Below are 24,811 nucleotides of genomic sequence, written 5' to 3' on the forward strand. Positions count from 1 at the left end.
CCGATCGTTCTTCGCATCCTGAATCCCCTGCCAGAGATCTGTTTCTCCCCAGTTAATCATCGTCATCGTTCTCGCCGGGGTGCGGGCCGAGGGAGCCGTTGGCTTCCAGGGTGACTTGCGACCACTTTTTGTTTGTTTCCGCAGCATCGTCTGCATGCGCGCGATACGCCTGTGCGATTTCCTCGGGGTCAGTCATTGGTATCTAGGTCGGTGTACTGCTCGGCGGCGGAATCCTCTGCTATCGCGGCCCATTGTTTGACATCAAATTCACCATCATACTCCGGACCAGTATCGTCACTCATCCTCTTCCTTGCGCGGTTCCCGATCCGGTGGTAATTCCGCGTTCTCCAATGCATCTTCCTTCTCCTTCTTTGACCAGCCGCCGTAGCGCTCAGTCGAGACCCCGAAGTAAGCCATTAGCGGCTAGTACGGAGCTCTAAGGTAAAGAAACAGGGGGAAGTGCCGAATCAGAATCCTAGCCGGTCACTCCTCTAACTCTTCATCAATACCACCATCATAGTTGATATCTGAATGCGCCTCCATCAGTTCCGCCCACTCATCACGGGTAATACTGTTACTAACATCCTCCTCCGGAATGATTAGTAACTGATCGGCGCGGATACCCTCCCGGTGATCTATACGCAGCCAGTCGGGGTCGCTTTCCTCAATTTCGTCAGTATCAGCGAACACTTCGGTGTGGTTCGATTTTATTGCTACTACGAGCACGATAACTCCGTCTCAGGGCTATTATACGAGTATTTCTCTATTTTATGGATTAGTATTATAGCATATTTTCACAGCACAAGCACCTCGCACATGCACATGTGCTCGGCACACAACACAATCACACCGCACATCTGCACGGCACACTCTATCGGCACATCCACTCCCGACTCCGGCACCTAACCCCCGCCAACGCCTTACATCGACACAATGACCAGCAACGACACCACCTATACCGTAACCATCTACACCGGCCCAAAATGGATCGCCGACGCCAAGGTAAAAATTGGAGAATGGATCGAGGAACGACGAAAACAATAGGTAGAGCCGGCTAGACCTGGTTCTCTCAACACGAAACCCGGGGGTTCGGCTTGAGGTGAGCCAATCTAAATCGATGTACTACCGACAGCACATGTACATTACACACTCACACGGCACATGCGCTCAGCACAAACATAGAACACATCTCACCTCGGATGTGGATCAGAGGTAATTGGTCAGTGACTGGCGCTCGCCGTCAGGAGCTTCAATATCTACACTGTCCTCGTCTCGGTGAAACTGGTACCCTCGTTTTCGAAGCATCAACGTCACCATAGCCTCCGTACTGAGAGACTCCATATCTTCGATATCACCGCGCTTATAGGATGCTGCAAGCCGCAACAATTGCTCGTCACTAGCATCATTGAGTGTCTCGTGGTCGAGCTCAGCCAATCTTAACAGATCGTTTGCTGGGTCGGTATCATCCATCGTGGGTGTGATTATTATTAGAAGTATCCAAAAGCTTGCTGATTGGTCATATCTCCTACTACAAAGAGGAGATCGCAATCTTTCAATATAGCAATTTCAAGTGTCAGGGCCGGTACTTCTTTTCTGCTTCTTTTATGTCCTCCTTCCTGAAGCGCAAGTATTCGCGGGTCTGAGTGATATCCGAATGTCCTAATAAATCCGACAAGAAAACAATCGGCATACCATTCCGAACGCGATGCACAGCAAACGAGTGCCGGAACGCATGCGCAGTGACGGTATTGCGTGTCGTACCCGCTGCATTCGGCCCCTTATCCACTTTCGCTTGGATACCCGCTTCCTCAGCGTAGTCATGAATAATCTCTGTCGGGCGATTCGGATGCAGATCTTCGCTTGATTCACCAAGAATCAAATAGTCGGACTCATTCGCACGCAAATACCCATTCCTCGTGCCTCCTTCCAACCACTTCTTCAGCGTTCGCTCCACCGACGGTGGATAGTACACCATTCGATCTTCGTAACCATCCTGCTTGGCCGTCTCAATCTTAATCGACCGATCCTTCCCACCCCCGCCGTTGTCGTCATCCCCATTAAAGTCGGTAATATCACTCACTCGAATGTTCACCAGCTCTTGTGCCCTAACACCGCAATTCCACAAGATTTGAACGATGAGCAAATCACGAGTATCATCGATCACATCCAGCAATTTCTCGTAATCCTCGATCTCAATATACCGAATCTCCTTGTACGTTTCCGATCGCGATACCCCCATATCGAATTCATCCCGCTGCACCGGATTCTCGTCAACAACACCCTTCTTCACCAGATATCCAAACAACGCAGAGAGATCATACACTCGGTTCTGGACCGACCCCTCTGAATACCCATGCAGTAGTTGATGATCGACAAAATCCTCAACTGCAATCATCGTCGGTTCGAGAAAGTCTACGTTCTGCACGAGACTGTACACCATGTAGTGTCGATACGCGCTTTGCCGGTTCTGGAGTGTCTGCTTCGAGAAGTGCGCCTTCACCCGTAAGTCGAGATAGTTCTGCACCGGATCGGGGAAATCGAAATCAACCTCATTGAACTCTTCCCGCTCTTCCTTAGTCGGATTAGTAGATTCGAACCGTTCAAGTCGCTGCTCTAAGTGATTCCGGATGGGTGTCGGGAGCGTGATGTACTCCTTGAGCTCGTCCAGATCTCGTACTCGTTTCGCGCGAGCACCGAGTATGGTGTACGGGCCGCGAGGATCGTCGTCTGAGACGGGAGGTTCGTCCGGTTTTTTAGCGGTCTTAGGCACTGTCCTCACCCGATGAATCGTTGGATCGGTCGAACTTCTCCAACTCACCCTCGATCAGTTCACGGTGGAACCCGACTACCTCGTCAACGGTCTCCTCGTCGAGCTGCTGGTTTTCCAGCGTGTCGAGCGCTTCGTTCGCCATCGCCATCTTCGCTTGTAGACTACTGAATTCGTCGAGAATGTCGTAGAGCATACTCTCGACCTCGTCCGGAACACCACTTTGTCCTTTGTCGCGTGATATTTGCTCGGAAACAGACTTCCGCACGAGATCTGAGACGTTCTTGTATTTACGCCCCGCTTCCTCATGTTCGATGAAGTTCTCCCAGTCGGTTTTTTGCCCGTCGTCAACGTGGATATGCATACGAGCCATGCAACGGAAATACCGTGAAGCCGTAATCAATCTTGTGTATAGGGGGCACACGATCTGATGGACTGGACGGAGAAGTACCGCCCGAGTACGCTCTCGGAGGTACGGGGAAACAACAAGGCCCGCGACGCCCTGAAGGAGTGGGCCGACACCTGGGAGAGCCACCGCGAGGCGATCATCCTCCACGGGACGCCCGGGGTGGGCAAGACCTCCGCCGCGCACGCGCTGGCGAACGACATGGGCTGGCCGACCATCGAACTCAACGCCAGCGACTCCCGGACGAAGGACGTCATCGACCGGGTGGCCGGCGAAGCCGCCAAGTCCGGCACGCTGACCGCCGGGGGGCAGGGGCGTCGCCTCGTCATCATGGACGAAGCGGACAACATCCACGGTAACGCCGACCGCGGGGGCGCACGCGCCGTCTCCTCGCTCGTGAAGGAGGCCGGCCAGCCGATGATCCTCATCGCCAACGAGTTCTACGAGATGTCGAACTCGCTTCGCAACAACTGTCAGGACGTCGAGTTCTCGGCGGTGCAGAAGCGCTCGATCGTCCCCGTCCTGCGAGACATCTGTCGGAAAGAGGGCGTCGAGTATACCGACGCCGTTATCGAGGACATCGCCGAGCAGAACAGCGGCGACCTGCGGGGAGCCATCAAGGACCTGCAGGCCACCGCCGAGGGCCGCGACCGTATCGAGGCCGACGACTACGTCTCCGGCGAGCGTGACACCTCGGAGGGCATCTTCGAGTACCTCGACGTCGTGCTCAAGGAAGGCTCAGCCGAGGAGGCGCTGAAGGCCAGTTACGACGTCGACGAGACGCCGGACGACCTCATCAACTGGATCGAGGACAACATGCCCAAGGACTACGAGGGCGCGGAACTCGCGCGGGCTTACGGCTTCCTCTCGAACGCCGATAAGTGGCTGGGCCGCGTACGGGCGACGCAGAACTACTCGTTCTGGCGGTACGCCGGGGACAACATGACCGCCGGCGTCGCCGCCGCCCGTGACGGCAAGAAGGGCGGCTGGACCCGCTACGGGCCGCCGAGCTACTGGTCGAAACTCGGCCGCTCGAAGGGGGCGCGCAAGACGCGGGACCACATCGCCCAGCAGATCGCCGTCATCGACGGCGTCTCCATGCGGACCGCTCGTCGGGAGATCATGCCGTTCCTCGCGACGATGACCCACCACTGCACGAACCGCGACCTGACGGTGGCGATGGCCGCCACCTACGAGCTGGAGGCCGAGCACGTCTCCTTCGTCACCGGGTCGGGCGAGGACACGAACAAGGTCCAGTCCATCGTCGAGGACGCCGAACGCCGCCGCGAGGAGGCCGCCGTGGAACACTCCGGCGGCGCGTTCGAGGGGGCGACCGTGGACGGCGGCGCAGACGTCGGCGGCGATGGCAGCGAGACGACCGACACCGCCGACGAGAGTGGATCGGAGGGGGGCGACGGGCAGTCGACGCTCGGCGACGAGACGACGGCAGCCGACGCGACGGCGGACGCGGTGGAGTCGTCCGACGGCGAGGCGGCCGAGGACGACGACCAGCAGTCCGGCCTCTCCGATTTCATGTAGGCCGGACGAGTCGAGCGCGCTCTTCAGGCCTGACGCTTCCCGCCCAGTCCGGGAATCGACGTCCGCTCCTCGACGACGTTCATCAGGAGCGACGCCGAGACGACCAGCGCGAGGTAGAAGAGCGCGGCGAGGACGAACAGTTCCGTGTAGCGGAACGTGTCGTTGGCGATGGACTCGGCCTGGAAGAACAGCTCGCGGACCGTGATGAACGCGGCCAGCGAGGAGTACTTGATGAGGTAGACGAGTTCGTTCGACCACCCGGGGATGGCGTAGCGCAGGCCCTGCGGCAGGACGACGTAGCGGATGCCGTCGACCTTCGAGAGGCCGATGGAACGGGCGGCGGTCAGCTGGCCGGCGTCGACGGATTCGAGCGCCGAGCGGATGTACTCGGCCTGGTAGGCAGCGCTGTTGAGCGTGAAGCCGATGATGGCGACCCAGACGGCGGTCCCCGGTACCATGCCGACGCCGATGCCGGGGAGCGTGCGGATGATCTGGGTCAGCGGCAGGCCGAAGTAGAGCACGAACAGCTGTGCGAGCAGCGGCGTGCCGCGGATGAGCTCGGTGTACGAGAGCGAGAGCCACCGCAGCCCCCGGCCGCCGTAGACGCGCGCGACCGACAGCGGCACGGCCAGCACGAACCCGAAGGCGATGCCGGCGACGGTGAGGACGATCGTGAGCCACGCGCCGCGGGCCAGCGGCGGGAGCGAGGGAATCGCCCCGGCGACGAACGAGAGGACGCCCGCGAGCGCGTCGAGCGGCGCGCCGACCACGCCCAGCGAGGCCGCGACCGCCGCGACCGACTCCGCCGCCGAGGCGAACGGCGCGACCGGAACGAACGACCGGTCGCTCGGGAACGCCAGCGAGTTCGGCAACAGGAAGTCGTTGGTCCAGCGGATCAGCAGCCAGCCCCAGAACACCGCGAGTCCGGCGAGTGCCCACGGCCGGTCGACGTCGACGTCGGCCGTCGTCCGCACCTCGTCGGCGACGGACGGTTCGCCGGTGCTCATTCCGGTGCCCTCGACTGGAGACCCGCGAGGAACTCCTCGGTCCGGTCGTGTTCCGGCCGCTGGAACAGCTGCTCGGGCGGTCCCGACTCGACGACGCGCCCGTCGTCCAGGAAGTGGACGTCGTCGGCCGCCGAGCGGACGAACCCCATCTCGTGGCTGACGACGAGCATCGTCGTCCCGCGCTCGGCGAGGTCGCGCATCACCTCGACGACTTCGCCGACGAGCTCGGGGTCGAGCGCGCTGGTCGGCTCGTCGAACAGCATCAGCTTCGGCTCCATCGCCAGCGCCCGGGCGATGCCGACGCGCTGTTGCTGACCGCCGGAGAGTTCGGCGGGATAGGAGTCGGCCTGATTCGCCAGCCCGACCTGCCGAAGGTGGTCGGCGGCCCGCTCGTTCGCCTCGTCGGCGTCCATCCCGCGGACGCGTTTCAGCCCGAGCGTGACGTTCTCCAGGGCGGTGAGATGCGCGAAGAGGTTGAAGTCCTGGAACACCATCCCGACCTCCTGTCGGAGCGCGTTGACGTCCGTGTCGGGCGCGGTGACGTGGGTCTCGTTGAGCCAGATGTCGCCGTCGTCGACCTCGGTCAGTCGGTTAATGCAGCGCAGCATCGTCGACTTCCCGCTCCCGCTCGGGCCGACGAGGACGTCCACGTCGCCGCGGTCCATCTCGAAGCTGACGCCGTTCAGTACCTCCTCGTCGCCGTAGGACTTGTCGACGTCCTCGACTCGTAGCAGTGTCATGTGTTCTCACCCGACGGAATCGCGTAGTACTCGCTCAGCCGGTCCAGCCCGCGGTTGGTCGCGAACGTGAGCACGAAGTAGATGGCGCTGATGACCAGGAAGACCTCCAGAACCGCCGTCGAGCGCCCGCTCTGGGTGAAGAGGTCGTAGCCGCGCGTCAGCAGCTCCGCGAGGCCGATGGCGAAGGCGATGCTAGTGTCCTTCAGGACGATGGTGAACTCGTTCTGGAACCCGGGCATGCTCCGGCGCAGGGCCTGCGGGACGACGACGTGGCGGATGCCGCCGAGCCGGCTCATCCCGATCGAGCGGGCGGCCTCCATCTGCCCGTCGTCGACGCTCTGGAGCGCGCCGCGGAAGATCTGGGACTGATAGGCCGCGCTGCGCAGCCCCAGTCCGACCGCCGCGGTGACGAACGCCGACTTGGAGATGGAGACGACGAAGAAGAGCACGAGCATGATGACGACGATCGGCGTCCCGCGGAGGACGACGCCGGTCAGGCTCACCAACCGCTTGCCGATGCCGTCGCCGTACACCTCGATCGCGCCGGCGGGGAAGCCGACCAACAGGCCGAGCAACAGGCTGGCGATCGTCAGCCCGACCGTGACGGCCGCCCCCGAGAGCAGGTAGTCGAGGTTGTTCAGGACGAACGTCCAGTCGCCTGTCTGAAGCATCGCTCTACTCGCCGAACCACTTCTGGGTCAGTTCCTCGTACCGCCCGCTCTCCCGGACCGCCGAGAGCCCCGAGTTGAGCGCGCTCGTCAGTTCGTCGTCGTCCGTGCGGACGCCGAAGCCGAACTTCTCGCCGGTCTCGTAGACGAACGCTATCTCGACGGGGCGGTTCTTCGCGAACGTCTCGGCGACGGGGACGTCGATGACGACGGCGTCGACGTTGCCGTTCTGGAGGTCCTGAATCGCCAGCACGTAGTTGTCGTAGGCGTTGTACTGGTTCTGGGTGATCTCGTCGCCGACGAGTTCGTCCTGGACGACGCCCTCCCCGGTGGTGCCCTTCTGCGCGCCGATGGGGCGGTCCGCCAGGTCCGAGAGGCTCCCCGGCGAGAAGTCGCCGTCCTCGCGGACGACGATGGCCTGGTCCGAGGAGTAGTAGGGGTCCGTGAAGTCGATGGTCTCGTCGCGCTTCTCGTTGATGGTCATCCCGGCCGCGATGGCGTCGATGTTGTTGTTGGTGAGCGCCGGGATGAGCGAGTCGAACTCGAACTCCGACCAGCCGTCGAACTGATACTCCGTCTCGGAGACGACGGCCTCGAAGAGGTCGATGTCGAAGCCGACCAGTTCGCCGCCCTCCTTCATCTCGAAGGGCGGGAACCCGGGTGCGGTACCGGCCGTGATGCTCGGTGCCTGCTCGGTGCCGGTGGACCCGCTCCCACCGCCGCCGTCGCCGCTTCCGCTACCGCCGTCACCCATGCAACCGGCGACCGAGAGCGTCACCGCCGCGCCGCCGACGGACGTGAGGTACTGCCGACGCGAGAGACTTCGATCTGACATACCCGGTAAAACAACGTAGCTGGGGATTAGTGTTACGAACGGGTACTACGGGCGTTGTACGTTTCGGGGGCGAGCGCCGCCCGCTCAGTCGGAGCTCGGACTCGGGTCCGTCTCGGCGGCCGACTCGCTCGTCCGGGCGTCAGAGCGGGTCTCGGCGTCCGCCGCGGTGCCGTCGTAGGCCCACGCGGTCGCCGCGACGAGCGCCACCAGAATCGCCAGCGCGGCGGCGTGGTGCAGCACCTGCGCGGCCGCCCCGAAGTTGACGATGGTGTTCGCCCCCAGCAGTATCTGGATCGGGAGGACGACGGTGGCGACGGCCGTCGCGTACTTGATTCGAGACGAGTAACCGCCGCGCCAGGCGGCGTACGTCGACCCGAGGATGGCGAAGCCGGTGATCATGGCGACCAGCCGGTGGAACCACTCGACGAAGCTCGCCCAGTTGGCGGGAAACAGTCCCAGCCAGCCGTCACACAGCGGCCAGCGTCCGTTGCAGGTCAGACCCGCGCCGATGGCACCGGTGTAGACGCCCAGCAGGATGAGCGCGAAGGTCAGCGCCGTCGTCACCGCGAGTAGCCGACGGAAGCGGTCGGTCATGTTCGAGTCTTCGTGCGCTCGTACTTATCCCCTTCTTTGAGCGGTCGGCAGAGCCGGTGGTCCGATTATTAATTGTGGTATTTTGGAGCGTACGCTTTTTACACTCCGTGAGAGGGTCTCGGCCATCATGTTCCCCAGAGACCTGGCCTCGTTGTTCGGAGACGACGATGAATCGAACGACAGTAAACGGGTAGAGACCGACGGCGGTCAGACGACGGCGGTTACCACAGGGGTACCGGGGGACGGCCACGATCGGAACCCGGACACCGAGGCGATCGTCGGCGATGCGTTCGACCAGTTACGGGACGAACTCGACGAGGAGACACACGAGACCATCGCGGCGGTCGAGCGCGAGCTGCGGGCCGAACTGGCGACGGCGGGTGCCGGCGATCGAGCGACCGAGGTCGCAGCAGAGACGGCTTCCGCGGCGGCGGCCGACGACCCGCCGATAGATTTCCACGACGTTCTCCATCACGTCGGCACGCCGCTGTTCATCCTCGACGCGGACGGCGAGATCGTGACGTGGAACCGCTCGCTGACCGCGCTCACCGGGGTCGGAGAGGACGACGCCAAGTCGATGGAGATGGCCAGCATGGCGTTCTATCCGGATAGCCGCCGCGGGAAGACGCTCGCCGACAAGGTGCTCGACGCGCCCGAGCGGACCCACCTCGAGTACGACGTGCCGAAAGTCGAGGACGCGGAGTTCACGCTGTACCGGGACACGAGCGTCATGCAGGACCAGCACGGCGAGGAGCGGCACATCTCCTTCAGCGCGGCGCCGCTGTACGCCGACGGCGAGGTCGTCGCCGTCGTGGAGATGGTTCAGGACCGGACCGACGACGCCCGTCGGCACGAGGCGGTGTCCGACCTCGTCGGGGAGCTCGAAGCCACGATGACCGCGATGGGACGGGGGAACCTCGGCGCTCGCGCGTCGTTCGACGACGAGGAGGGGAGAGAGTACGTCGACGACGCGCTGTTGGACGTCGTCGACGCGCTCAACGAGATGGCCGACCAGTTCGACCGCCTGACCGGACAGGTCGACACGCAGACGGCGAACCTCGCGAGTGCCATCGACCAGACGGCGTCGGCCGCTCGAACCGTCGAGCGACAGGTCGCCGAACAGGCCGACGCGCTGGACACGGCCGCCGACAACGTGCAGAACGTCAGCGCCGGGATGCAGCAGGTCGCCGCCACGTCGAGCGAGGTCGCCAGCGCGGCGGAGCGCGCGCTCGCCGCGGCCGAGGACGGGGCCGACGCCAGCGAGGCGGTCCACGAGGTGACCGACGGTCTCACCGAGACGAGCGAGTCGCTCGTCGACAGCGTCACCGACCTCGAATCGCGGATGGACGGGGTCAGCGATGTGGCGGAGGTCATCGCCGACGTCGCGGAGCAGACGAACATGCTCGCGCTGAACGCCAATATCGAAGCCGCCCGGGCGGGCGAGAGCGGGAGCGGGTTCGCCGTCGTCGCCGACGAGGTGAAGACGCTGGCGAACGAGACGAGCGACCACGCCGCCGAGATATCCGACAGCATCGACACCATCCAGGCCCAGGCGACGGAGACGGCCGAGATGGTCGACGACTCGCACGAGCAGGTCGAACGGGCCGAGACCGAGATCCAGGCGGCGCTGGACGCGCTCGACGAGATAACGACCGCCGTGGAGGCGGCCACGTCCGGCATCCAGGAGGTCGCCGACGCGAACGGGGGACAGGCGAGCGCCATCGAGGACATCACGACGATGATAGAGGACGCGAAAGTCCACGCCGAGGAGGCGGAAGCGGCGACCGAGGAGATCGTCTCCGCGACGGACCAGCAGTCCGAGGCGGTGGCGGACCTCGCGAACGACGTCGCGGACCTCACCGACGACGCGCGACGGTGAAACGTCAGGACCGACGTACGATTTCGACGCACGTTGATGTCGGGTACGTCGCTTGACGGTAAACCCGTCTTTTTTTAGTTGGCGTTCGACCATCGACTATGGGTCTGGACGAGGACGCACTCGAGTACCACAGCAGCGATCCGCCCGGGAAGATAGAGATAGCGACGACGAAGCCGACCAACACGCAGCGGGACCTCTCGCTCGCGTACTCGCCGGGCGTCGCGGCCCCGTGCGAGGAGATCGCCGAGAACCCCGACGACGCGTTCACCTACACGGCGAAGGGGAACCTCGTCGGCGTCGTCTCCGACGGCTCCGCGGTGTTGGGACTCGGCGACATCGGGCCCGAAGCCGGAAAGCCGGTGATGGAAGGAAAGGGCGTGCTGTTCAAGCGCTTCGCCGACATCGACGTCTTCGACATCGAACTGGACACCGACAGCGCCGACGCGATGGTGAACACGGTCCGCGCGATGGAGCCGACCTTCGGCGGCATCAACTTGGAGGACATCGCCGCGCCGGAGTGTTTCGAGGTCGAACGCCGCCTGCGCGAGGACTTGGACATCCCCGTCTTCCACGACGACCAGCACGGGACCGCGATCATCTCGGGGGCGGCGCTCGTCAACGCCGCCGAGATCGCCGATAAGGACCTCGCGGACTTGGATATCGTCTTCTCCGGGGCCGGCGCGAGCGCGATCGCCAGCGCGCGCTTCTACGTCTCGCTGGGCGCGCGAAAGGAGAACATCACGATGTGTGACTCCTCGGGCATCATCACCGAGGACCGCGCCCAACACGAGGAGCTCAACGAGTTCAAGGAGGAGTTCGCCCGCGACGTCCCCGGCGGCGATCTCGCGGACGCGATGGCCGGCGCGGACGTCTTCGTCGGCCTCTCGGTCGGGGGCATCGTCAGCGAGACGATGGTCCAGTCGATGGCCGAGAACCCCGCCGTCTTCGCGATGGCGAACCCCGATCCCGAGATCGACTACGAGACCGCCAAGAACGCCCGCGACGACACCGTCATCATGGCCACGGGTCGCTCGGACTACCCCAATCAGGTCAACAACGTGCTGGGGTTCCCGTTCATCTTCCGCGGCGCGCTGGACGTGCGCGCGACCGAGATCAACGAGGAGATGAAGGTCGCCGCCGCCGAGGCGCTGGCCGAACTCGCACAGCAGGACGTGCCCGACGCCGTGGTCAAGGCCTACGGCGACCAACCGCTCCAGTTCGGCCCCGAATACATCATCCCGAAGCCACTCGACCCGCGGGTCCTCTTCGAAGTGACGCCCGCCGTCGCCGAGGCCGCCATGGAGAGCGGCGCGGCCCGGAGGGAACTGGACCTGGACGACTACGTCGAGAAACTGGAGGCCCGGCTCGGGAAGTCCCGCGAGATGATGCGCGTCGTCCTCAACAAGGCCAAGAGCGACCCCAAGCGCGTCGTCTTAGCGGAGGGCGACGACGAGAAGATGATCCGCGCGGCCTACCAGCTCGTCGAACAGGGCATCGCCGAACCGGTCCTGATCGGCGACGCAGACGAGATCGAGGCGACCCGCCGTCGGTTCGGCCTGGAGTTCGACCCCATCGTGGTCGACCCCGACACCGCCGACGTCGAGGAGTACGCGGAGCGGCTCTACGAACTCCGTCAGCGCAGGGGCATCACCCGGAGCGAGGCCGAGGAACTGATTCGGGACGGCAACTACCTCGGTAGCGTGATGGTCGAGATGGACGACGCCGACACGATGCTGACCGGCCTCACGCACGATTACCCCTCGGCGCTTCGCCCGCCGCTACAGGTCATCGGGACGGCCGACGACGCCGAGTACGCCGCCGGCGTCTACATGCTCACCTTCCGGAACCAGGTCGTCTTCTGTGCGGACACGACGGTCAATCAGGCCCCCGACGAGGACGTGCTGGCCGAGGTCACCCGCCACACCGCCGAACTGGCCCGCAGTTTCAACGTCGAACCGCGGGCGGCGATGCTCTCGTACTCGAACTTCGGCAGCGTCGACACGGAGGGGACGCGCAAACCGCGGAAAGCCGTCGAGAAGCTACAGAACGACAGCCGCGTCGACTTCCCGGTCGACGGGGAGATGCAGGCCGACACCGCCGTCGTCGAGGAGATCCTCACCAACACCTACGAGTTCTCCGAACTCGACGACCCCGCGAACGTGCTGGTGTTCCCGAACCTCGAAGCGGGGAACATCGGCTACAAGCTCCTCCAGCGCCTCGGCGGCGCTGAGGCCATCGGGCCGATGCTCGTCGGCATGGACAAGCCAGTCCACGTCCTCCAGCGCGGCGACGAGGTCAAAGACATCGTGAATCTGGCGGGCGTCGCCGTCGTCGACGCGCAACAGGACTAGCCGCGGCGACATGACCGTCACTGCGACTCCGTCGGCGGATGCAGGAAGAGCACGTCGGTGACGGCCGCGACGGAGAGAAGCGAGCCAGCGGCGAAGGCGAGAGGAAGCGGCACGCCGATCGCTACCGCCGCGACCGCGGCCAGCAGAAACGCCGTCGGGATGAGCGCGAGCACGAGGTCGTATCGAGTGACCGACGGTGTCGGCCGGTCCCGGCGCTGTTCATCTGGGTCGCGGGTCCTGCCGCTACGGATACTCATCTGTGAGACACCTCTCGGTATGACGTATATTGCCGCCCCGACTTAAAGTTTGAGCCGCGTAACGTCGCTGAAACGTCGAAGTCGTAGGCATCGTGGTTTCTCGTAACATATGCAAGGGCGTTTCACGGGATCGGTCGGCCGTGACACGTCGTCGGTGGCGTCAGTGACGGTCCGGGACCCGCCGCATGACCTTTGGTCGTGGCCCCGAGATGACGGTACGTGACCGAAACAGTCGCCGTCACCGGCGGGAACGGCCGGGTCGGGCGGGCCGTCCTCGAGCACCTGTCTGCGGAGGGGTACCGAACGGTGAACCTCTCGCGCGGGAAGCGAGACGAGTCGCACTCGGACGCCTATCTCACGACGGACCTGCTCGACGCGGGCGAAGTGTACGGGTCGGTCGCGAAGAGCGACGCCGACGCCGTCGTCCACCTCGGGATGCTCCCGACGCCGGAGGCGACGCCCGGCTATCGGACGTTCGAGAGCAACGCGATGTCGACTTATCACGTGCTAGAGGCCGCGGGCGAACTCGGCGTCGAGACGGTGACGCTCGCGTCGAGTTTCAGCGCCATCGGCGGCGGGTTCGAACCGGACCCCATCACCGTCGACTACCTGCCGGTGGACGAATCCCATCGGCTCACGCCCTCGACGCCCTACGGGATGGGCAAACAGACGCTCGAAACCGTCGCCGACGGGTTCGCCCGCCGGGACGAGGGCGCGCCGCGGACGATCACCTCGCTGCGGTTCCCGTGGGTAGTCGACGACGCTATTGCCCGCGAGACGTTCGCCGAGGCCGACCGGACGCTCTCGGGGATGCGCGAGAGCGGATCGCTGCACGGGCAGCGAAACACGCTGTTCACCTACGCCCACACCTCGGACGTGGTCGACCTCGTCCGCCGGACCGTCGAGGCGTCCTTCGACGGTCACGAACGCGTCTGGGTGTCGGCACCCGATACGAGCGCGGAGACGCCCAGCGAGGAGCTCGTCGCCGAGCTGTTCGACGACGCGACGGTCCGAGACGACTTCCCCGAGGACGACCACGCGGCGCTGGTCGATACGTCGAAGGCGGCGACGCTGTTCGACTGGGAGCCGACGTGGCGCTGGCGAGAGCACCGCTGACTGGGTTTCGACGTGACCGCCTCTGGCTCAGTCCGAGGCACCGCCGCGGTTCGACCGGGACGGCGGCGGCACGCGCTCGTCGGTGGTGGTCGTCTGTGGGACGACACACCGGTCGGGTTCGCCGTTGACGTGAGCGTACTGGTCGGGGGCGTTCGCCAGCGGATGAGCCGGGTTCCGGTCGCTGGAGATGCGAGCGGCCCTGATCTCGTCGAAGCCGTTGATGCGAGCCTGGATGCCACGCCAGTGAAGGCCCGTCGACGGGGGGACGGAGACGCCGTGGGGCGGGTCGTACGCCGACCCGTGCGTGGCCAACACTTCGGCGTTGACGTTCTCGGCGAGCTGGTCGTGGTCGATGAGGAGCCCGATGCGAGCGTTCGTCGGCGCTCGCGCGGCGAGGACGTCCAGTCCGAGATGCAGCGCTCGATACTCGGCGACGTTGTTGTCCGGCGAACTGTCGGGGACAGACAGCCGGACCACGCGTTCGCCGTCGAACGTCTCGACGACCACGCCGAGGCCGCCCTCCTCCACGGAGCCATCGTCGCCGACGGCACCGCCGCTGTGTGGGCGGAAGGAGCCGTCTGTGGCGATGTAGAAGTCTCGATGGTGACTGCGCGGTGGGTGGGCGATATGCGGCGTCGGTGACTCGTCGAACAGGTCTCGTAAGGTCGGCCGGCCGTAAGCGGCCATACCCGTTTTTAGATGAGTAGGAATATAAATATGTGGCCTGATACTGCGATAATCGGCCGACTACTCCCGCGCGTGCGAGTGGCCGATGAGCAGCGAAACGGCGTTACAGACGACCAGCGCGGCGAACGCCGTCCGCACGGGAGCCGAGTGGAGGCCCGAAGCTAACAGCGGGAGATAGAGGAAGGGGAGGGCGATGGCTGTCCAGAAGGCGATACCTCGAACGGGGGCCAGGAGGGACTGACCGATGTTCGGGACCGTCTCGTCGAAACGGGCGAACAGTTCGTTAGCTGACGAACTTGACATGGCGGGTGACCTACCGACAACTATGCGGCCCGCTATGATATAACCGCGAGAGCCTTCGACCGATTTTGTCTCGTTTTACGTCTGGAAGCGACTGACTAGACGTTTTACGGATTTATTAGAGATGCCGAGACGTTTTATCGACACTTCTCAGGCAGTAACTCGTCGTAACGCCAAATCTTCCAATCCATATATCATTTCGGTCTTCACGGTCCGAGCAGCGAGATACGCACCTCGTGACCGTCCGCCGAAATCGTAACCGTCTCCGCGACGTGGTCGGGCAGCGTCTCGCGCCACTCCGCGACGCGCCGTTCGTGGTACTCGCGGTGCCGAGCCACGCCGTAGGTCTCGTCGTCCCGGTCGCGGAGCTCGTCGGCGGTCCGGTCGGGCGTCGGATACGGCGGGGCGTCCTCACGCAGGAGCGACGCGGGCTGGATGTGGAGGGTCTCGTCGTCGGCGTCGCCCTGAACGACGTGGAGGCGCGCGCGCATCCGACCGCTGTACGGCGGCGTCACGCGCAGGACCGCGTTCGGGCCGTCCCGCGCGCTCGCCTCCGCCGCCGCGAGGAGGTCCTCGGCGCTGACCGCGAGCGAGCGAACGGCCGACGGATCGGTGCTCATCGGTCGCCCGTAGGTCCCCCTCGTACAAATCGCCGACGGCCCGCGTTACATCCGGTCGCTGTAATCCCACGAGTGGAGCCGCTCGGGCGCGACGGTGATCTTCACTTCCTTCCGGTTCGGCGAGAGCAGCCGCTCGGCCAGCGGCGAATCGGTCCCGCCGAGATACCGCTCTATGAGCGCTCGCAACACCTGTTTCTCGTCGTCGGGCGCTATCGTGACGCGCCCGTTCCCACGGACGCCGCGATATGGTGGCTCGTTCGTCGACACCTCGAAACTGACCTCGGGGTCGGCCTCGAGATAGCGGACGACGTCGGCGTCGGCGGCCGTCGCACACTCGAAGTCGCCGTCTCGATAGCGATACCACAGCGAGAGCATCCAGAGATCGCCCGACGGTCGCCGACAGCCGAGGCGGATCGGTACCGTCGTCTCGGTGAGGAAGTCGGCGACTTCGTCGAGCGACCACGCGCCCGTTACTGAGACCATCGCCGGAGAGACGTTCGCCACGGGTAATTTTACTATGGGCAATAATGATTCTCAACCGACCAGTCGAAAATCATGTCTGATAATCCGTCAGGTGGATTTATGGTAGCCATTCGGCAAGACGTAACAGATGCAGGCGGTCCGGCCATCGAGACGGAGGTATCAAAGGCGCATATGACCGCGGATTCAGAGACGGCGACGGTGCTCGTCGTGGACGACGAACGGGACGTGGCAGAGCTGTACGCGACGTGGCTCGGGATGCGTCACGACGTCCGGAGCGCGAACAGCGGCGAGAGCGCGCTCGAAGCGGTAGACGAGTCGGTCGACGTGGTGTTTCTGGACAGACAGATGCCCGGGGTGTCCGGCGACGACGTGCTCGACGGGATCCGCGAACGCGACCTCGATTGCCGCATCGTGATGGTCACCGCCGTCGACCCGGGATTCGACATCGTCGAGATGCCGTTCGACGACTATCTGACCAAGCCGGTGACGCGCGCGGACCTCTACGAGACGGTCGAGGAGATGCTCGTCCGAGACGCCTACGACGAACAGATACAGCGGTACTTCGCCATGGCCTCGAAGAAGGCGACGCTCGAAGCCGAGAAGAACGCCGCCGAACTCGACGCCCACGACGAGTATCACGAGGTCACACAGCGCGTCGAGTCGCTCAAGCGGACCGCCGATCAGACGATCGGCGAGATTCAGGACTTCGAAGCCGCCTTCGGCGAGTTCTCGGGGAGTTGAGGGTGCGGTCGGCCGCTCACTCCCGCTTTCGTACCACGTCTTCGTCGGTCGGTCCCTGGCCGTCGTATCTGTCGACGAACTCGTCCAGCCGCGCCGCGTCGTCGGCACCCGGCAGTTCCCGGGTCGCCGTCTCGCAGGCGGCGTCGACGCCGAGGCGTTCACAGACGCGGTCGGCGGTCGCTTCGGCCATCTGTCGGTAGGTCGTTAGCTTGCCGCCGACGATGCTGAGGAAGTTCTCGACGCCGTCCTCGGCGTGGTCCAGCCGGAAGAACCCCCGCGAGATACCGCGCCGGTCGCCGTCGCCCTCGTCCGGCGCGTACAGCGGTCGGACGCCCCACCACTTCCGGACGACCGGCGAATCGGCGACGGGGGGTAACATCGCCGCGCACTCCTCGATGGAGCTCTCGACCTCCCAGTCGGCCCGCTCGTAGTCGTCGGGGTCCGAGACGGGCACGCTCGTCGTCCCCAGCACCGCTTCGGAGTCGTGCGGGACCACGATGTCGCCGTCGGCGGGGTCCCGACAGCGGTTCAACACCGGGTCGACCCCGTCGTACTCGACTGAGACCATCACGCCGCGGGTGGGGGCCATCTCGACGGTCACGCCCGCCATCGACGCCACGTCGCCGGCCCACGCACCGGTCGCGTTGACGACGTAGTCGACCTCGACGGTGTCGTCGACCGCGCCGCCGAGCCGCGCCTCGGTCACCCACCCCTCGACCGTGCTCAGCGCTTCCAGGGGCGCGTGCGGGTGAACCGTCCCGCCGTGTGCCTCGACGTCGGCCGCGTTCGCCGCGACGAGTCGCGAGGGGTAGACGACGCCGTCGGGGACCGTCATCGCGCGCTCTACGTCCGCCGAGAGGTCCGGGACGCGTTCCCTCGCCTCGTCGCCGTCCAGTAGCTCGGTCTCGATGCCGACGGTCCCGCAGGCGGTTCGCTTCTCCTCGAAGTACTCCGGGTCGTCGCCGGCGAGTTGGACGAACAACCCGCCGGTGTCGCGGACGCACTCCCCGGCGATGGACCGGAGGATGCGGTTCTCCTCGATGCACTCCTCGGCACCGGCGCTGTCGCTCTCGGCATAGCGCGCCCCGCTGTGTAAGAGCCCGTGCGAGCGGCCCGTGGTGCCGCTGGAGAGACCGCCTCGCTCGGCGAGCGTCACGTCGACGCCCCGAAGCGCGAGGTCGCGCGCGACGCCGGTACCTGTCGCCCCGCCGCCGACGACCAGAACGGACGGTGAACGTGTCATCACCGTACGTTGGACTGAAGCGGGATGTGTCTGGCGCTCAGTGGTCCACCTTCACGAGCACCTTGATCGCCTCGCGCTCGTCCATCGCTCGATACCCCTCCGGAACGCCGTCTAAGTCGACCGTCTTCGTGAAGACGGGCGAGGGGTCGAGCGTCCCCTGTAACACGTCGGCGAGCAACTCCTCCGCGTACGCGCGAACCGGCGCGACGCCGCCTCGGAGCGTGACGTTCTCCTGGAACATCGAGAACACGTCGAGACCGGCTTCGTCCACGCCGTGGGGGACGCCGACGTAACCGACGGTACCGCCGGGTCGGCAGAGGTCGATAGCGGCGTCCATCGACGACGACGCGCCGACGCACTCCAGAACGTGCCTCGGACCGCCGTAGGTCAGCTCTCTCGCCCGCTCGACCGCTTCTTCGCCGCGAGCGGCCACCGTCTCCGTCGCGCCGAAGGACTCCGCGAGCTCGAGGCGGTCCTCGTGGTGGCCCATCGCGACGATCCGCTCGGCACCGAGGCGGCGCGCCGCGAGGACGCCACAGAGGCCGACCGCGCCGTCGCCGACGACGACGCAGGTGTCGCCCTCGCCGACGCCGGCGCTCACGGCCGCGTGGTGGCCCGTCCCCATCACGTCGGTCAGCGGCAGCACCGCTTCGAGCGTCGCCTCGTCGTCGGCGTACCGGTCGGGCACCCGGACGAGCGTCCCGTCGGCCTCGGTCGTCCGAACGAACTCCCCCTGTGCGCCGCCGTTGTCGCCGCCCCAGGAGTCGCCGTTCACACAGGAGGTGTGCAGCCCCTTCCGGCAGAACTCACAGCGCCCGCAGCTGATCTTGAACGGCGCGAACACCCGGTCGCCGGGGTCCACCGAGCGGACGTCCTCGCCCACTTCTTCGACGATACCCATCGGTTCGTGCCCGACCGGCGACCCCTCCTCTCGGTCGCTCTCGCCGCGATAGAACCAGAGGTCCGACCCGCAGACCGCCGTGTGCGTCACGCGGACGACGGCGTCGGTCGGCGACTCAATCTCGGGCTTCGAAACGTCCTCGACGGCGATATCGCCGGGGCCGCGGTAGATAGCTGCGCGCATACGCCGCCTTCGCCCCGTCGGTGGAAAACCGTTCGCCCACACTGGTAAGCCGCTTCGGGCGAATGCACTCCCATGGACGCGACCACGACCGTCCGCGATTACTACGACTCGCTCCGACACGGCGCGCCGCTTGACACCTTCTTCGCCGACGACCGCCCCGAGGATGACGCCATCGTGAAGGTCGGCATCTCGGAGCGTCTCGTCGGGTCCAACGCCGTGCAGGCCGGGCTCCGCGACCAGACCCTCTCGACGAGCGACTGGGTCGTCGAGAGCCGCGCGCTCAGGGTCACCGAGCGCGGCGACGTGGCGTGGTTCAGCGACGACGTGGCCCTCGCGTGGACGGACGAAGACGGCGAGCGACGCGAGTTCGACACCCGCTGGAGCGGCACGCTCGAACGCCGCGACGGCGACTGGCGGTTCGTCGGCATGCACGTGAGCGCCCCCAGCGAAGTGTGAGCGGAACACCGGTTACGGCGACACGTGAGAACGCGTCTGTATGCGCCGCTCACCGGCGTTCGCGTCGGTTGGAAAATGCCCGGGGAGGGCTCCGAACCCTCGATCTCCGCATAACCCAGGTTCGGGGCGTGACGAGCACCCCACGGGTCATGTCGGCAGGTGCCGCATGAGTCGTGAAACCCTATGAGTGCGGCGCTATGTCCAGCTAAGCCACCCGGGCTCGGGTGCACCCGATGCTTGGCCGGTACTCGCCTTGAAGGTTCTCATCTTCCCGCAGACTGTGGGTCACTCCCACGGCGGGGTCGATTGACCCCCCGGATTTAAGCCATCACGCGGAAATGCAGGGAGCATGAAGGTACCACCCCTCGTCCGGCGGGAACTCGGGGACGAGGAGATCAGGGCCAGCGTCAACCTCGGTGACGAGGACGTCGTCTGTTTCACGGCCACCCGAACGCTCGTCTATCGCGGTGAGGGTCTGCTCAGCGACGAGAAGGTCGTCGCCTATCCCCACGACTTCGAGCGCCTGACCGTCTCCGAGGGCCGCCGGAAGACCAAGCTCACCCTCTACTACGCCGACGAGAAGCGCGACCTCGGCGTCCCGCTCGACCGCGGCGAGACGGTCCTCGAACGCCTCCTCGAAGGCAGGCTCGGCGTCGCCGGCGTCACCGCCGACGACGAGGGCGTCAACGGCGTCTTCCGCTTCAGCGAGCTCACGCTCGTCGTCACCGACGCCCAGTTGCTGAAACACATCGGCGGCGTCACGTGGGACGCCGACTTCGAATCGTACTCCTTCGCCGACGTCACCGGACTCGACTTCGAGGAGGGCAGCGTCGCCACGGCCATCGTCTTCGCCGTCGACGGCCGCCCCGAACGCATCAAAGCGCCGGCCGAACAGGCCCCGGCCGTCCAGCAGACGCTCCAGCGGGCGCTGTTCGCCTATCACGACGTCTCGTCGCTGGACGAACTCAACGCGAAAGTGGGATCGGAACCGGACGAGGAAGCAGACGCCGAGGACGGTCTCGACCTCGACGCCGGCATCGACCCCCTCGTCGGCGGCGAGGACGACGAGGACGAATCAGGCGGTCAGCCGTCCGAACGGGCCGCACGAACCCCCGCAGCCGGCGGGCAGCGGGACACGGCGGACGGCGTGAACGCCGCTCAGCGATCGGCGTCCCAGTCACAACCGTCCACTCAGCGGACGCCGCCGGCCACGGCGGATACCAGCGCCGACCTCGCGTCACTCGAATCGCAGGTCGCCGAGCTCACCGCCGCCGTGGAACGACAGAACGAGCGCATCGAACGGCAGGAACAGGTCATCGAGAAACTGATCGAAGAGCTCCGACAGGGTCGCTGAGAGCTGCATTTTCGGGTCGTTCGCTTCTTCGTGGTTCGCGCGTCTGTAGACGCGCGAACCACGCTACTGCTCCACGGCTCACTCCGTTCGCCGTTCCGCTTCGAGGATTCTCACTTCGTTCGAATCCTCGCTACTCCCGCCCCAACACTTTCCGAATACACGTCGACCCGAACGGCCCCAGTTCGCCGCCGTCGAACTGGACGAAGTGGCCCGTCGAGATGCTCGCGCCGCAGCGCTCACAGGAGAACTCGCCCTCGCGGACGACCACGTCGGCCTCGAAACTGACGTACGTGCCCCGAGACCGGGGACGGACGAGGCCGTCCTCGCGGTCGATGACCCCGCGCATCGCCGCGGTGTCGAGAATCTCGCGCTGGACGCCGGGGTTGGTCGTCACCGTCTCGATGCGGTCCATGGCGTCGGCCACCGACAGCTCCTCGTGTTCGAGGTGGGCGAGCAGCTCGACCCCGAGTTCGACGGGGTCGCGGTCGGCGTCGTCCACGCCGGAGCCTCGTCCGCCATCGGATTAACGCTTACCACAAGATGTTTGCCGGTCGGAGACACTCTCATCGGTAGATGGACAGCCTCGTCAAGCGCCAGGTGCTCGGGTCGGCGGCGCTGCTCGCCGTCCTCGCGGTAGTCGCGGCGATCCTCTCGCCATCCCGCCTCATCCAGGAGGCGATGCACCTCTCGGAACACCCCGTCTACATGGCGGGTCTCATCGTCGCCCTCTATCTCGTCCGTCCGCTGTTCGCGTGGCCGACGATGCCGCTGTCGGCGTTCGTCGGGTTCGTCCTCGGGATCGGCTACGGCATTCCCGTGGCGCTGATGGGCGCGTTGGTCACCTGCCTCATCCCCTATCGGTTCGCCCAGCGAGCGGGCGAGCAGGGCGGGATGTTCGGGCGGCTGGGCGAGTCCGGCCGGCGCATCATCGAGGTGACCGGCGAGACACGCGGCGTGTTGGCCGCCCGGCTCTCGCCGGTGCCCGCCGACCCGGTCTCCTACGGCGCGGGCTTCGCCGACGTGTCGACGCGGGCGTTCGTCGTCGGCACGTTCGTCGGCGAGATCCCGTGGGTCGTCGCGGAAGTCGCCGCCGGGGCGTCGATGCGGTCGCTGACGCTGACCGGCGTCTCGGTCGAGGCGCTCCCGCACCTGCTCGTGTTGCTCGGCGCGATGGCGGTGCTGGTGTTGGCCGGGCCGACCTACCGCCACTTCAGCGGCCGTCCCGACTCCTCGTGAACTCGAAGCGCGCGCCGCCCGCGTCGCTCTCCGCAGCGCTGACCGACCAGCCGTGGGCGTCGGCGATGTCTTCGACGATAGCGAGGCCGAATCCGGTCCCCCCGTTACTGGTGGTGTAGCCGCGTTCGAAGACGCTCGACCGTTCTCCCGGCGGGATGCCGACGCCGTCATCTTCGACGTAGAATCCGTTCGCTCCGTCGAGATCGTCTCCGTCTATCACCCCGACAGTCACGGTCAGCGGCGTCGCTCGGTCGCCGTCAGATGGACCGTGTTCGACGCTGTCATCGGAACGCGGCGAGTTCCGATCGCTCGTGGAGCCATGCTCCACACTGTTTCGAAACAGGTTCTCGAACAGTTCGCGGAGTCTGGCGGGGTCGGCCTCGACGGCCCCGTCCGAGCCGAGCGACAGCGCTGCCTCGCCGGTGTCGACGCCCGCCCACGCTCGCTCGGCGGTGTCGGAGAGCGCCACTTCGACGGTCTCACCGACGCTCTCGCCCTGTCTGGCGAGGGTCAGCAGGTCCTCGATGAGCCGTTCCATCCGCTCGGCGGCGGCGGCCGCGTCGCCGAGGTGGGAGACGTCGCCGGTCTCCTCGGCCAGCGAGAGGCGTCCCTGCACGACGTTGAGCGGGTTCCGCAGGTCGTGGCTGACGACGGAGGCGAACTCAGAGAGGCGGTGTTCGCGCTCCTTGCGATCGGTGATGTCTCGGACGACGCCGGCCGTGCCCGTGAACTCCCCGTCGGGACTGGGCAGTATCGCCATGTTGTTCTCGGTCGGGACGTGCTCGCCGTCCCGAGTCACGACGTCCATCTCGAGCGTCGTGGTCTCGACGTCGGGGTCAGTGACGAGCAACCGGACCAGTTCGTCTCCCCTATCGAGGTCCTCGTCGGTCATTATCGTCCCGATGTGTTCGCCGACGAGCTCCGTGGAGGCGTACCCGGTCATCGGCTCGAAGGCCTCGTTGACGTAGGTGAACACGCCGTCGTCGTCGAGCGTGTACACCGGGTCGCCGACGGCTTCGACGATGGTCTGGTAGCGTTCGAGTTCTCGCTCGCGCGCCTTTCGCTCGGTGACGTCGCGAGCGATCCCGGCAATGCCGAGGTCGTTACCTTCGGCGTCCTCGATGAGCGTGCCGCGGAACTCGTGGCGGATCTCGTCCCCGCCGCTCGTCAGCAGCGGCGCTTCGAACGTCGCGTATCCGGTTTCGATCGTTCGGCCGGTGGCCTCGACGACGCGGTCACGGACCGACGCCGGGAACAGTTCCAGGGCCGTCATCGAGGACAGTTCCTCGTCGCTGTAGCCGGTCACCTCGGTCGCGGTGTCGTTCCACCGGAGTAGGCCGCCGTCGAGCCCGACGAGGTAGAACACGTCGTCGATGGCGTCGACGAGGTTCTCCGTGAACTCCCGCTCCCGTTCGAGCTCCCGCTCTCGCTCCCGTCGAGCCGTGATGTCCGTGATGAAGCCCTCTATCAGTTCGACGCCGTCCTCGCCGCTCTCGACGGCCCGTCCCCGCTCCCACATCCAGCGACGCTCGCCGTCCCTCGTCTCGACGGCGTAGGTCACCTCGAAGGGCTCGCCGGCCGAGAGGCAGGTCTGCACCCGCTCCCAGAGGTCGTCCCGGTCCCCCGGTACGATGAGCGAACTCCAGGTCACCTCGCCTGATTCGAGCGCCTCGCTGTCGTAGCCGACCAGTGCCTCGGCGCCCTCGCTGACGAACTCCATCGGCCACTCCGGCTCGTTCCGACACCGGTAGACGAGTCCCGGCAGGTTCGAGATGAGCGTCGCCAGCTGCCGTTCCGACTCTTCGAGGGCGGATTTCGCCCGGTTCTCGCTCACGGCGCGGTCGATGCGGTTGGCGAGCACCGCGTACTGCTCGGTGCCGACGTCCTTCTGGAGGTACTCGGTCACGCCGGCCGAGATGGCGTCGCTCGCGATCTCCTCGTTGCCCTTCCCCGTGAAGAGGACGAAGGGGAGGTCGGGATACGCCGACCGGACGGCTTTCAGGAAGTCGAGTCCGTCCATCCCCGGCATGTCGTGGTCGCTGACCACGCAGTCGACCGGCTCCGAGCCCAGCACGTCGAGTCCCTCGCTCGCGGACGACGCCGTCACGACCTCGATGTCGTCGGCGACTCGCTGTAAGTGCATCGCGGCGACCGCTGCGAACTCCGGGTCGTCGTCGACGTGGAGGACGGAAATGTCGCCGTCGTTACCCATTGACCGTTACCTACGCGTCCACCACAATAAATCTGATAGCAGTCCTCGATAGCGCGGTACTCAGTAGAACGTGTCGGCGCAGTCGTAGACGACGCCGTGTTCCGGACAGACGTACTTACAGTGGCGGTGGTACATAGCCCGGTCGCACAGCGGACAGGGGCGGCCGCCCGACTCCTCGCTCATACGCGACGCAGGCGCGCCGTCGGCTTCCCTCTTTGGGGGCGAAATTGGAACAA

Annotated in this window: 28 protein-coding genes and 1 tRNA gene; 8 read left to right on the top strand and 21 right to left on the bottom strand. The window is 65.4% G+C overall.

The features are described from left to right. Window positions 1–52: 52 nt before the first annotated feature. The 5 genes from GO488_RS09655 to GO488_RS09675 form a co-directional block, all read right to left on the bottom strand. Entirely contained in the window at window positions 53–196 is a 144-nt protein-coding gene (locus GO488_RS09655) for a hypothetical protein (RefSeq protein ID WP_162317622.1), read from the bottom strand. Between the two features lie 287 nt (window positions 197–483). Next, the gene (locus GO488_RS09660; RefSeq protein ID WP_162317623.1) at window positions 484–726 is read right to left on the bottom strand and encodes a hypothetical protein; all 243 of its coding nucleotides are present in this window, start codon (window positions 724–726) and stop codon (window positions 484–486) included. 480 nt (window positions 727–1,206) lie between these two features. Continuing rightward, window positions 1,207–1,470 (bottom strand): hypothetical protein, encoded by a 264-nt coding sequence (locus GO488_RS09665; RefSeq protein WP_162317624.1) that lies wholly within the window; start codon window positions 1,468–1,470, stop codon window positions 1,207–1,209. Between the two features lie 103 nt (window positions 1,471–1,573). Further along, a complete protein-coding gene (locus tag GO488_RS09670; RefSeq protein ID WP_162317625.1) occupies window positions 1,574–2,770 on the bottom strand; it encodes a tyrosine-type recombinase/integrase in 1,197 nt (398 codons plus the stop codon). Beyond that, window positions 2,763–3,131 (bottom strand): hypothetical protein, encoded by a 369-nt coding sequence (locus GO488_RS09675; RefSeq protein ID WP_162317626.1) that lies wholly within the window; start codon window positions 3,129–3,131, stop codon window positions 2,763–2,765. The genes GO488_RS09670 and GO488_RS09675 overlap by 8 nt, the downstream gene beginning before the upstream one ends. A 66-nt stretch (window positions 3,132–3,197) precedes the next feature. Here GO488_RS09675 and GO488_RS09680 point away from each other — a divergent pair, with 66 nt between their 5' ends. Beyond that, a complete protein-coding gene (locus GO488_RS09680; protein ID WP_162317627.1) occupies window positions 3,198–4,712 on the top strand; it encodes a replication factor C large subunit in 1,515 nt (504 codons plus the stop codon). A gap of 23 nt (window positions 4,713–4,735) precedes the next feature. Here the strand turns inward: GO488_RS09680 and GO488_RS09685 are convergent, their stop codons facing one another. The 5 genes from GO488_RS09685 to GO488_RS09705 form a co-directional block, all read right to left on the bottom strand. After that, entirely contained in the window at window positions 4,736–5,719 is a 984-nt protein-coding gene (locus GO488_RS09685; protein WP_162317628.1) for an amino acid ABC transporter permease, read from the bottom strand. Continuing rightward, complete coding sequence (locus GO488_RS09690) at window positions 5,716–6,459, bottom strand: amino acid ABC transporter ATP-binding protein (RefSeq protein ID WP_162317629.1); 744 nt, start codon at window positions 6,457–6,459, stop codon at window positions 5,716–5,718. Before GO488_RS09690 ends, GO488_RS09685 begins: the two co-directional genes overlap by 4 nt. Continuing rightward, complete coding sequence (locus GO488_RS09695) at window positions 6,456–7,130, bottom strand: amino acid ABC transporter permease (protein ID WP_162317630.1); 675 nt, start codon at window positions 7,128–7,130, stop codon at window positions 6,456–6,458. The genes GO488_RS09690 and GO488_RS09695 overlap by 4 nt, the downstream gene beginning before the upstream one ends. 4 nt (window positions 7,131–7,134) lie before the next feature. Beyond that, a complete protein-coding gene (locus GO488_RS09700; protein ID WP_162317631.1) occupies window positions 7,135–7,962 on the bottom strand; it encodes a basic amino acid ABC transporter substrate-binding protein in 828 nt (275 codons plus the stop codon). A gap of 84 nt (window positions 7,963–8,046) precedes the next feature. Continuing rightward, window positions 8,047–8,556: a COX15/CtaA family protein gene (locus GO488_RS09705; RefSeq protein WP_162317632.1), complete on the bottom strand. Its 510-nt coding sequence runs from the start codon at window positions 8,554–8,556 to the stop codon at window positions 8,047–8,049. Window positions 8,557–8,683: 127 nt separating this feature from the next. On the opposite strand from GO488_RS09705, the gene GO488_RS09710 reads away from it, so the two are divergent. Together GO488_RS09710 and GO488_RS09715 are read left to right on the top strand one after the other, a co-directional pair. Next, complete coding sequence (locus tag GO488_RS09710) at window positions 8,684–10,435, top strand: methyl-accepting chemotaxis protein (protein WP_162317633.1); 1,752 nt, start codon at window positions 8,684–8,686, stop codon at window positions 10,433–10,435. Window positions 10,436–10,533: 98 nt separating this feature from the next. Further along, window positions 10,534–12,786, top strand: a complete 2,253-nt coding sequence (locus tag GO488_RS09715) for an NADP-dependent malic enzyme (RefSeq protein WP_162317634.1) — start codon at window positions 10,534–10,536, stop codon at window positions 12,784–12,786. A gap of 17 nt (window positions 12,787–12,803) precedes the next feature. Here GO488_RS09715 and GO488_RS09720 read toward each other — a convergent pair whose 3' ends face one another. Next, the gene (locus tag GO488_RS09720; protein WP_162317635.1) at window positions 12,804–13,043 is read right to left on the bottom strand and encodes a DUF8015 family protein; all 240 of its coding nucleotides are present in this window, start codon (window positions 13,041–13,043) and stop codon (window positions 12,804–12,806) included. A gap of 219 nt (window positions 13,044–13,262) precedes the next feature. On the opposite strand from GO488_RS09720, the gene GO488_RS09725 reads away from it, so the two are divergent. After that, window positions 13,263–14,159 (top strand): NAD-dependent epimerase/dehydratase family protein, encoded by an 897-nt coding sequence (locus GO488_RS09725; protein WP_162317636.1) that lies wholly within the window; start codon window positions 13,263–13,265, stop codon window positions 14,157–14,159. Window positions 14,160–14,186: 27 nt separating this feature from the next. Here GO488_RS09725 and GO488_RS09730 read toward each other — a convergent pair whose 3' ends face one another. The 4 genes from GO488_RS09730 to GO488_RS09745 form a co-directional block, all read right to left on the bottom strand. Next, entirely contained in the window at window positions 14,187–14,846 is a 660-nt protein-coding gene (locus GO488_RS09730; RefSeq protein ID WP_162317637.1) for a ribonuclease H family protein, read from the bottom strand. Between the two features lie 60 nt (window positions 14,847–14,906). Then, window positions 14,907–15,149 (bottom strand): DUF8028 family protein, encoded by a 243-nt coding sequence (locus GO488_RS09735; protein WP_162317638.1) that lies wholly within the window; start codon window positions 15,147–15,149, stop codon window positions 14,907–14,909. A gap of 203 nt (window positions 15,150–15,352) precedes the next feature. Beyond that, entirely contained in the window at window positions 15,353–15,766 is a 414-nt protein-coding gene (locus GO488_RS09740; protein WP_162317639.1) for a DUF8009 family protein, read from the bottom strand. A gap of 45 nt (window positions 15,767–15,811) precedes the next feature. Then, window positions 15,812–16,249, bottom strand: coding sequence for a pyridoxamine 5'-phosphate oxidase family protein (locus GO488_RS09745; RefSeq protein ID WP_162317640.1), 438 nt, complete (start codon window positions 16,247–16,249; stop codon window positions 15,812–15,814). A 171-nt stretch (window positions 16,250–16,420) separates the two neighbouring features. On the opposite strand from GO488_RS09745, the gene GO488_RS09750 reads away from it, so the two are divergent. Continuing rightward, window positions 16,421–16,990: a HalX domain-containing protein gene (locus GO488_RS09750; protein WP_162317641.1), complete on the top strand. Its 570-nt coding sequence runs from the start codon at window positions 16,421–16,423 to the stop codon at window positions 16,988–16,990. 16 nt (window positions 16,991–17,006) lie between these two features. On the opposite strand, the gene GO488_RS09755 is transcribed toward GO488_RS09750, so the two are convergent. Further along, complete coding sequence (locus GO488_RS09755) at window positions 17,007–18,233, bottom strand: FAD-dependent oxidoreductase (protein WP_162317642.1); 1,227 nt, start codon at window positions 18,231–18,233, stop codon at window positions 17,007–17,009. A 37-nt stretch (window positions 18,234–18,270) separates the two neighbouring features. Next, window positions 18,271–19,317, bottom strand: coding sequence for a zinc-dependent alcohol dehydrogenase family protein (locus tag GO488_RS09760; RefSeq protein ID WP_162317643.1), 1,047 nt, complete (start codon window positions 19,315–19,317; stop codon window positions 18,271–18,273). 72 nt (window positions 19,318–19,389) lie between these two features. Here GO488_RS09760 and GO488_RS09765 point away from each other — a divergent pair, with 72 nt between their 5' ends. Beyond that, on the top strand, window positions 19,390–19,773 hold the full coding sequence (locus GO488_RS09765) for a nuclear transport factor 2 family protein (RefSeq protein ID WP_162317644.1): 384 nt from the start codon (window positions 19,390–19,392) through the stop codon (window positions 19,771–19,773). Window positions 19,774–19,849: 76 nt separating this feature from the next. On the opposite strand, the gene GO488_RS09770 is transcribed toward GO488_RS09765, so the two are convergent. After that, window positions 19,850–19,993 (bottom strand) — tRNA-Met (locus GO488_RS09770). A gap of 129 nt (window positions 19,994–20,122) precedes the next feature. Between GO488_RS09770 and GO488_RS09775 the strand changes: the two genes are divergently transcribed. Then, on the top strand, window positions 20,123–21,127 hold the full coding sequence (locus GO488_RS09775; protein ID WP_162317645.1) for a DUF7115 domain-containing protein: 1,005 nt from the start codon (window positions 20,123–20,125) through the stop codon (window positions 21,125–21,127). A gap of 130 nt (window positions 21,128–21,257) precedes the next feature. Here GO488_RS09775 and GO488_RS09780 read toward each other — a convergent pair whose 3' ends face one another. Beyond that, complete coding sequence (locus GO488_RS09780) at window positions 21,258–21,626, bottom strand: DUF5830 family protein (protein ID WP_162317646.1); 369 nt, start codon at window positions 21,624–21,626, stop codon at window positions 21,258–21,260. A 74-nt stretch (window positions 21,627–21,700) separates the two neighbouring features. Here GO488_RS09780 and GO488_RS09785 point away from each other — a divergent pair, with 74 nt between their 5' ends. Further along, window positions 21,701–22,363 carry a TVP38/TMEM64 family protein gene (locus GO488_RS09785; RefSeq protein WP_162317647.1) on the top strand — a complete coding sequence of 221 codons (663 nt, stop codon included), beginning with the start codon at window positions 21,701–21,703 and terminating at the stop codon, window positions 22,361–22,363. Here the strand turns inward: GO488_RS09785 and GO488_RS09790 are convergent. Both GO488_RS09790 and GO488_RS20070 read right to left on the bottom strand, forming a co-directional pair. Then, on the bottom strand, window positions 22,338–24,575 hold the full coding sequence (locus GO488_RS09790; RefSeq protein WP_162317648.1) for a hybrid sensor histidine kinase/response regulator: 2,238 nt from the start codon (window positions 24,573–24,575) through the stop codon (window positions 22,338–22,340). The genes GO488_RS09785 and GO488_RS09790 overlap by 26 nt on opposite strands. Before the next feature lie 60 nt (window positions 24,576–24,635). Next, window positions 24,636–24,758: an HVO_2523 family zinc finger protein gene (locus GO488_RS20070; RefSeq protein WP_268899419.1), complete on the bottom strand. Its 123-nt coding sequence runs from the start codon at window positions 24,756–24,758 to the stop codon at window positions 24,636–24,638. Window positions 24,759–24,811: the final 53 nt, after the last annotated feature.

Source organism: Haloarcula limicola (assembly GCF_010119205.1).
GTDB classification, from domain to species: Archaea; Halobacteriota; Halobacteria; order Halobacteriales; family Haloarculaceae; genus Haloarcula; species Haloarcula limicola.

Bases quoted from the DNA above. Each gene is read 5' to 3' on its own strand.
- GO488_RS09665 (WP_162317624.1), bottom strand. From the start codon at position 1,470: ATGGATGATACCGACCCAGCAAACGATCTGTTAAGATTGGCTGAGCTC.
- GO488_RS09695 (WP_162317630.1), bottom strand. From the start codon at position 7,130: ATGCTTCAGACAGGCGACTGGACGTTCGTCCTGAACAACCTCGACTAC.
- GO488_RS09680 (WP_162317627.1), top strand. From the start codon at position 3,198: ATGGACTGGACGGAGAAGTACCGCCCGAGTACGCTCTCGGAGGTACGG.
- GO488_RS09750 (WP_162317641.1), top strand. From the start codon at position 16,421: ATGACCGCGGATTCAGAGACGGCGACGGTGCTCGTCGTGGACGACGAA.
- GO488_RS09765 (WP_162317644.1), top strand. From the start codon at position 19,390: ATGGACGCGACCACGACCGTCCGCGATTACTACGACTCGCTCCGACAC.
- GO488_RS09690 (WP_162317629.1), bottom strand. From the start codon at position 6,459: ATGACACTGCTACGAGTCGAGGACGTCGACAAGTCCTACGGCGACGAG.
- GO488_RS09785 (WP_162317647.1), top strand. From the start codon at position 21,701: ATGGACAGCCTCGTCAAGCGCCAGGTGCTCGGGTCGGCGGCGCTGCTC.
- GO488_RS09755 (WP_162317642.1), bottom strand. From the start codon at position 18,233: ATGACACGTTCACCGTCCGTTCTGGTCGTCGGCGGCGGGGCGACAGGT.
- GO488_RS09730 (WP_162317637.1), bottom strand. From the start codon at position 14,846: ATGGCCGCTTACGGCCGGCCGACCTTACGAGACCTGTTCGACGAGTCA.
- GO488_RS09705 (WP_162317632.1), bottom strand. From the start codon at position 8,556: ATGACCGACCGCTTCCGTCGGCTACTCGCGGTGACGACGGCGCTGACC.
- GO488_RS09745 (WP_162317640.1), bottom strand. From the start codon at position 16,249: ATGGTCTCAGTAACGGGCGCGTGGTCGCTCGACGAAGTCGCCGACTTC.
- GO488_RS09760 (WP_162317643.1), bottom strand. From the start codon at position 19,317: ATGCGCGCAGCTATCTACCGCGGCCCCGGCGATATCGCCGTCGAGGAC.
- GO488_RS09735 (WP_162317638.1), bottom strand. From the start codon at position 15,149: ATGTCAAGTTCGTCAGCTAACGAACTGTTCGCCCGTTTCGACGAGACG.
- GO488_RS09715 (WP_162317634.1), top strand. From the start codon at position 10,534: ATGGGTCTGGACGAGGACGCACTCGAGTACCACAGCAGCGATCCGCCC.
- GO488_RS09740 (WP_162317639.1), bottom strand. From the start codon at position 15,766: ATGAGCACCGATCCGTCGGCCGTTCGCTCGCTCGCGGTCAGCGCCGAG.
- GO488_RS09710 (WP_162317633.1), top strand. From the start codon at position 8,684: ATGTTCCCCAGAGACCTGGCCTCGTTGTTCGGAGACGACGATGAATCG.
- GO488_RS09685 (WP_162317628.1), bottom strand. From the start codon at position 5,719: ATGAGCACCGGCGAACCGTCCGTCGCCGACGAGGTGCGGACGACGGCC.
- GO488_RS09675 (WP_162317626.1), bottom strand. From the start codon at position 3,131: ATGCATATCCACGTTGACGACGGGCAAAAAACCGACTGGGAGAACTTC.
- GO488_RS09775 (WP_162317645.1), top strand. From the start codon at position 20,123: ATGAAGGTACCACCCCTCGTCCGGCGGGAACTCGGGGACGAGGAGATC.
- GO488_RS09655 (WP_162317622.1), bottom strand. From the start codon at position 196: ATGACTGACCCCGAGGAAATCGCACAGGCGTATCGCGCGCATGCAGAC.
- GO488_RS20070 (WP_268899419.1), bottom strand. From the start codon at position 24,758: ATGAGCGAGGAGTCGGGCGGCCGCCCCTGTCCGCTGTGCGACCGGGCT.
- GO488_RS09790 (WP_162317648.1), bottom strand. From the start codon at position 24,575: ATGGGTAACGACGGCGACATTTCCGTCCTCCACGTCGACGACGACCCG.
- GO488_RS09700 (WP_162317631.1), bottom strand. From the start codon at position 7,962: ATGTCAGATCGAAGTCTCTCGCGTCGGCAGTACCTCACGTCCGTCGGC.
- GO488_RS09720 (WP_162317635.1), bottom strand. From the start codon at position 13,043: ATGAGTATCCGTAGCGGCAGGACCCGCGACCCAGATGAACAGCGCCGG.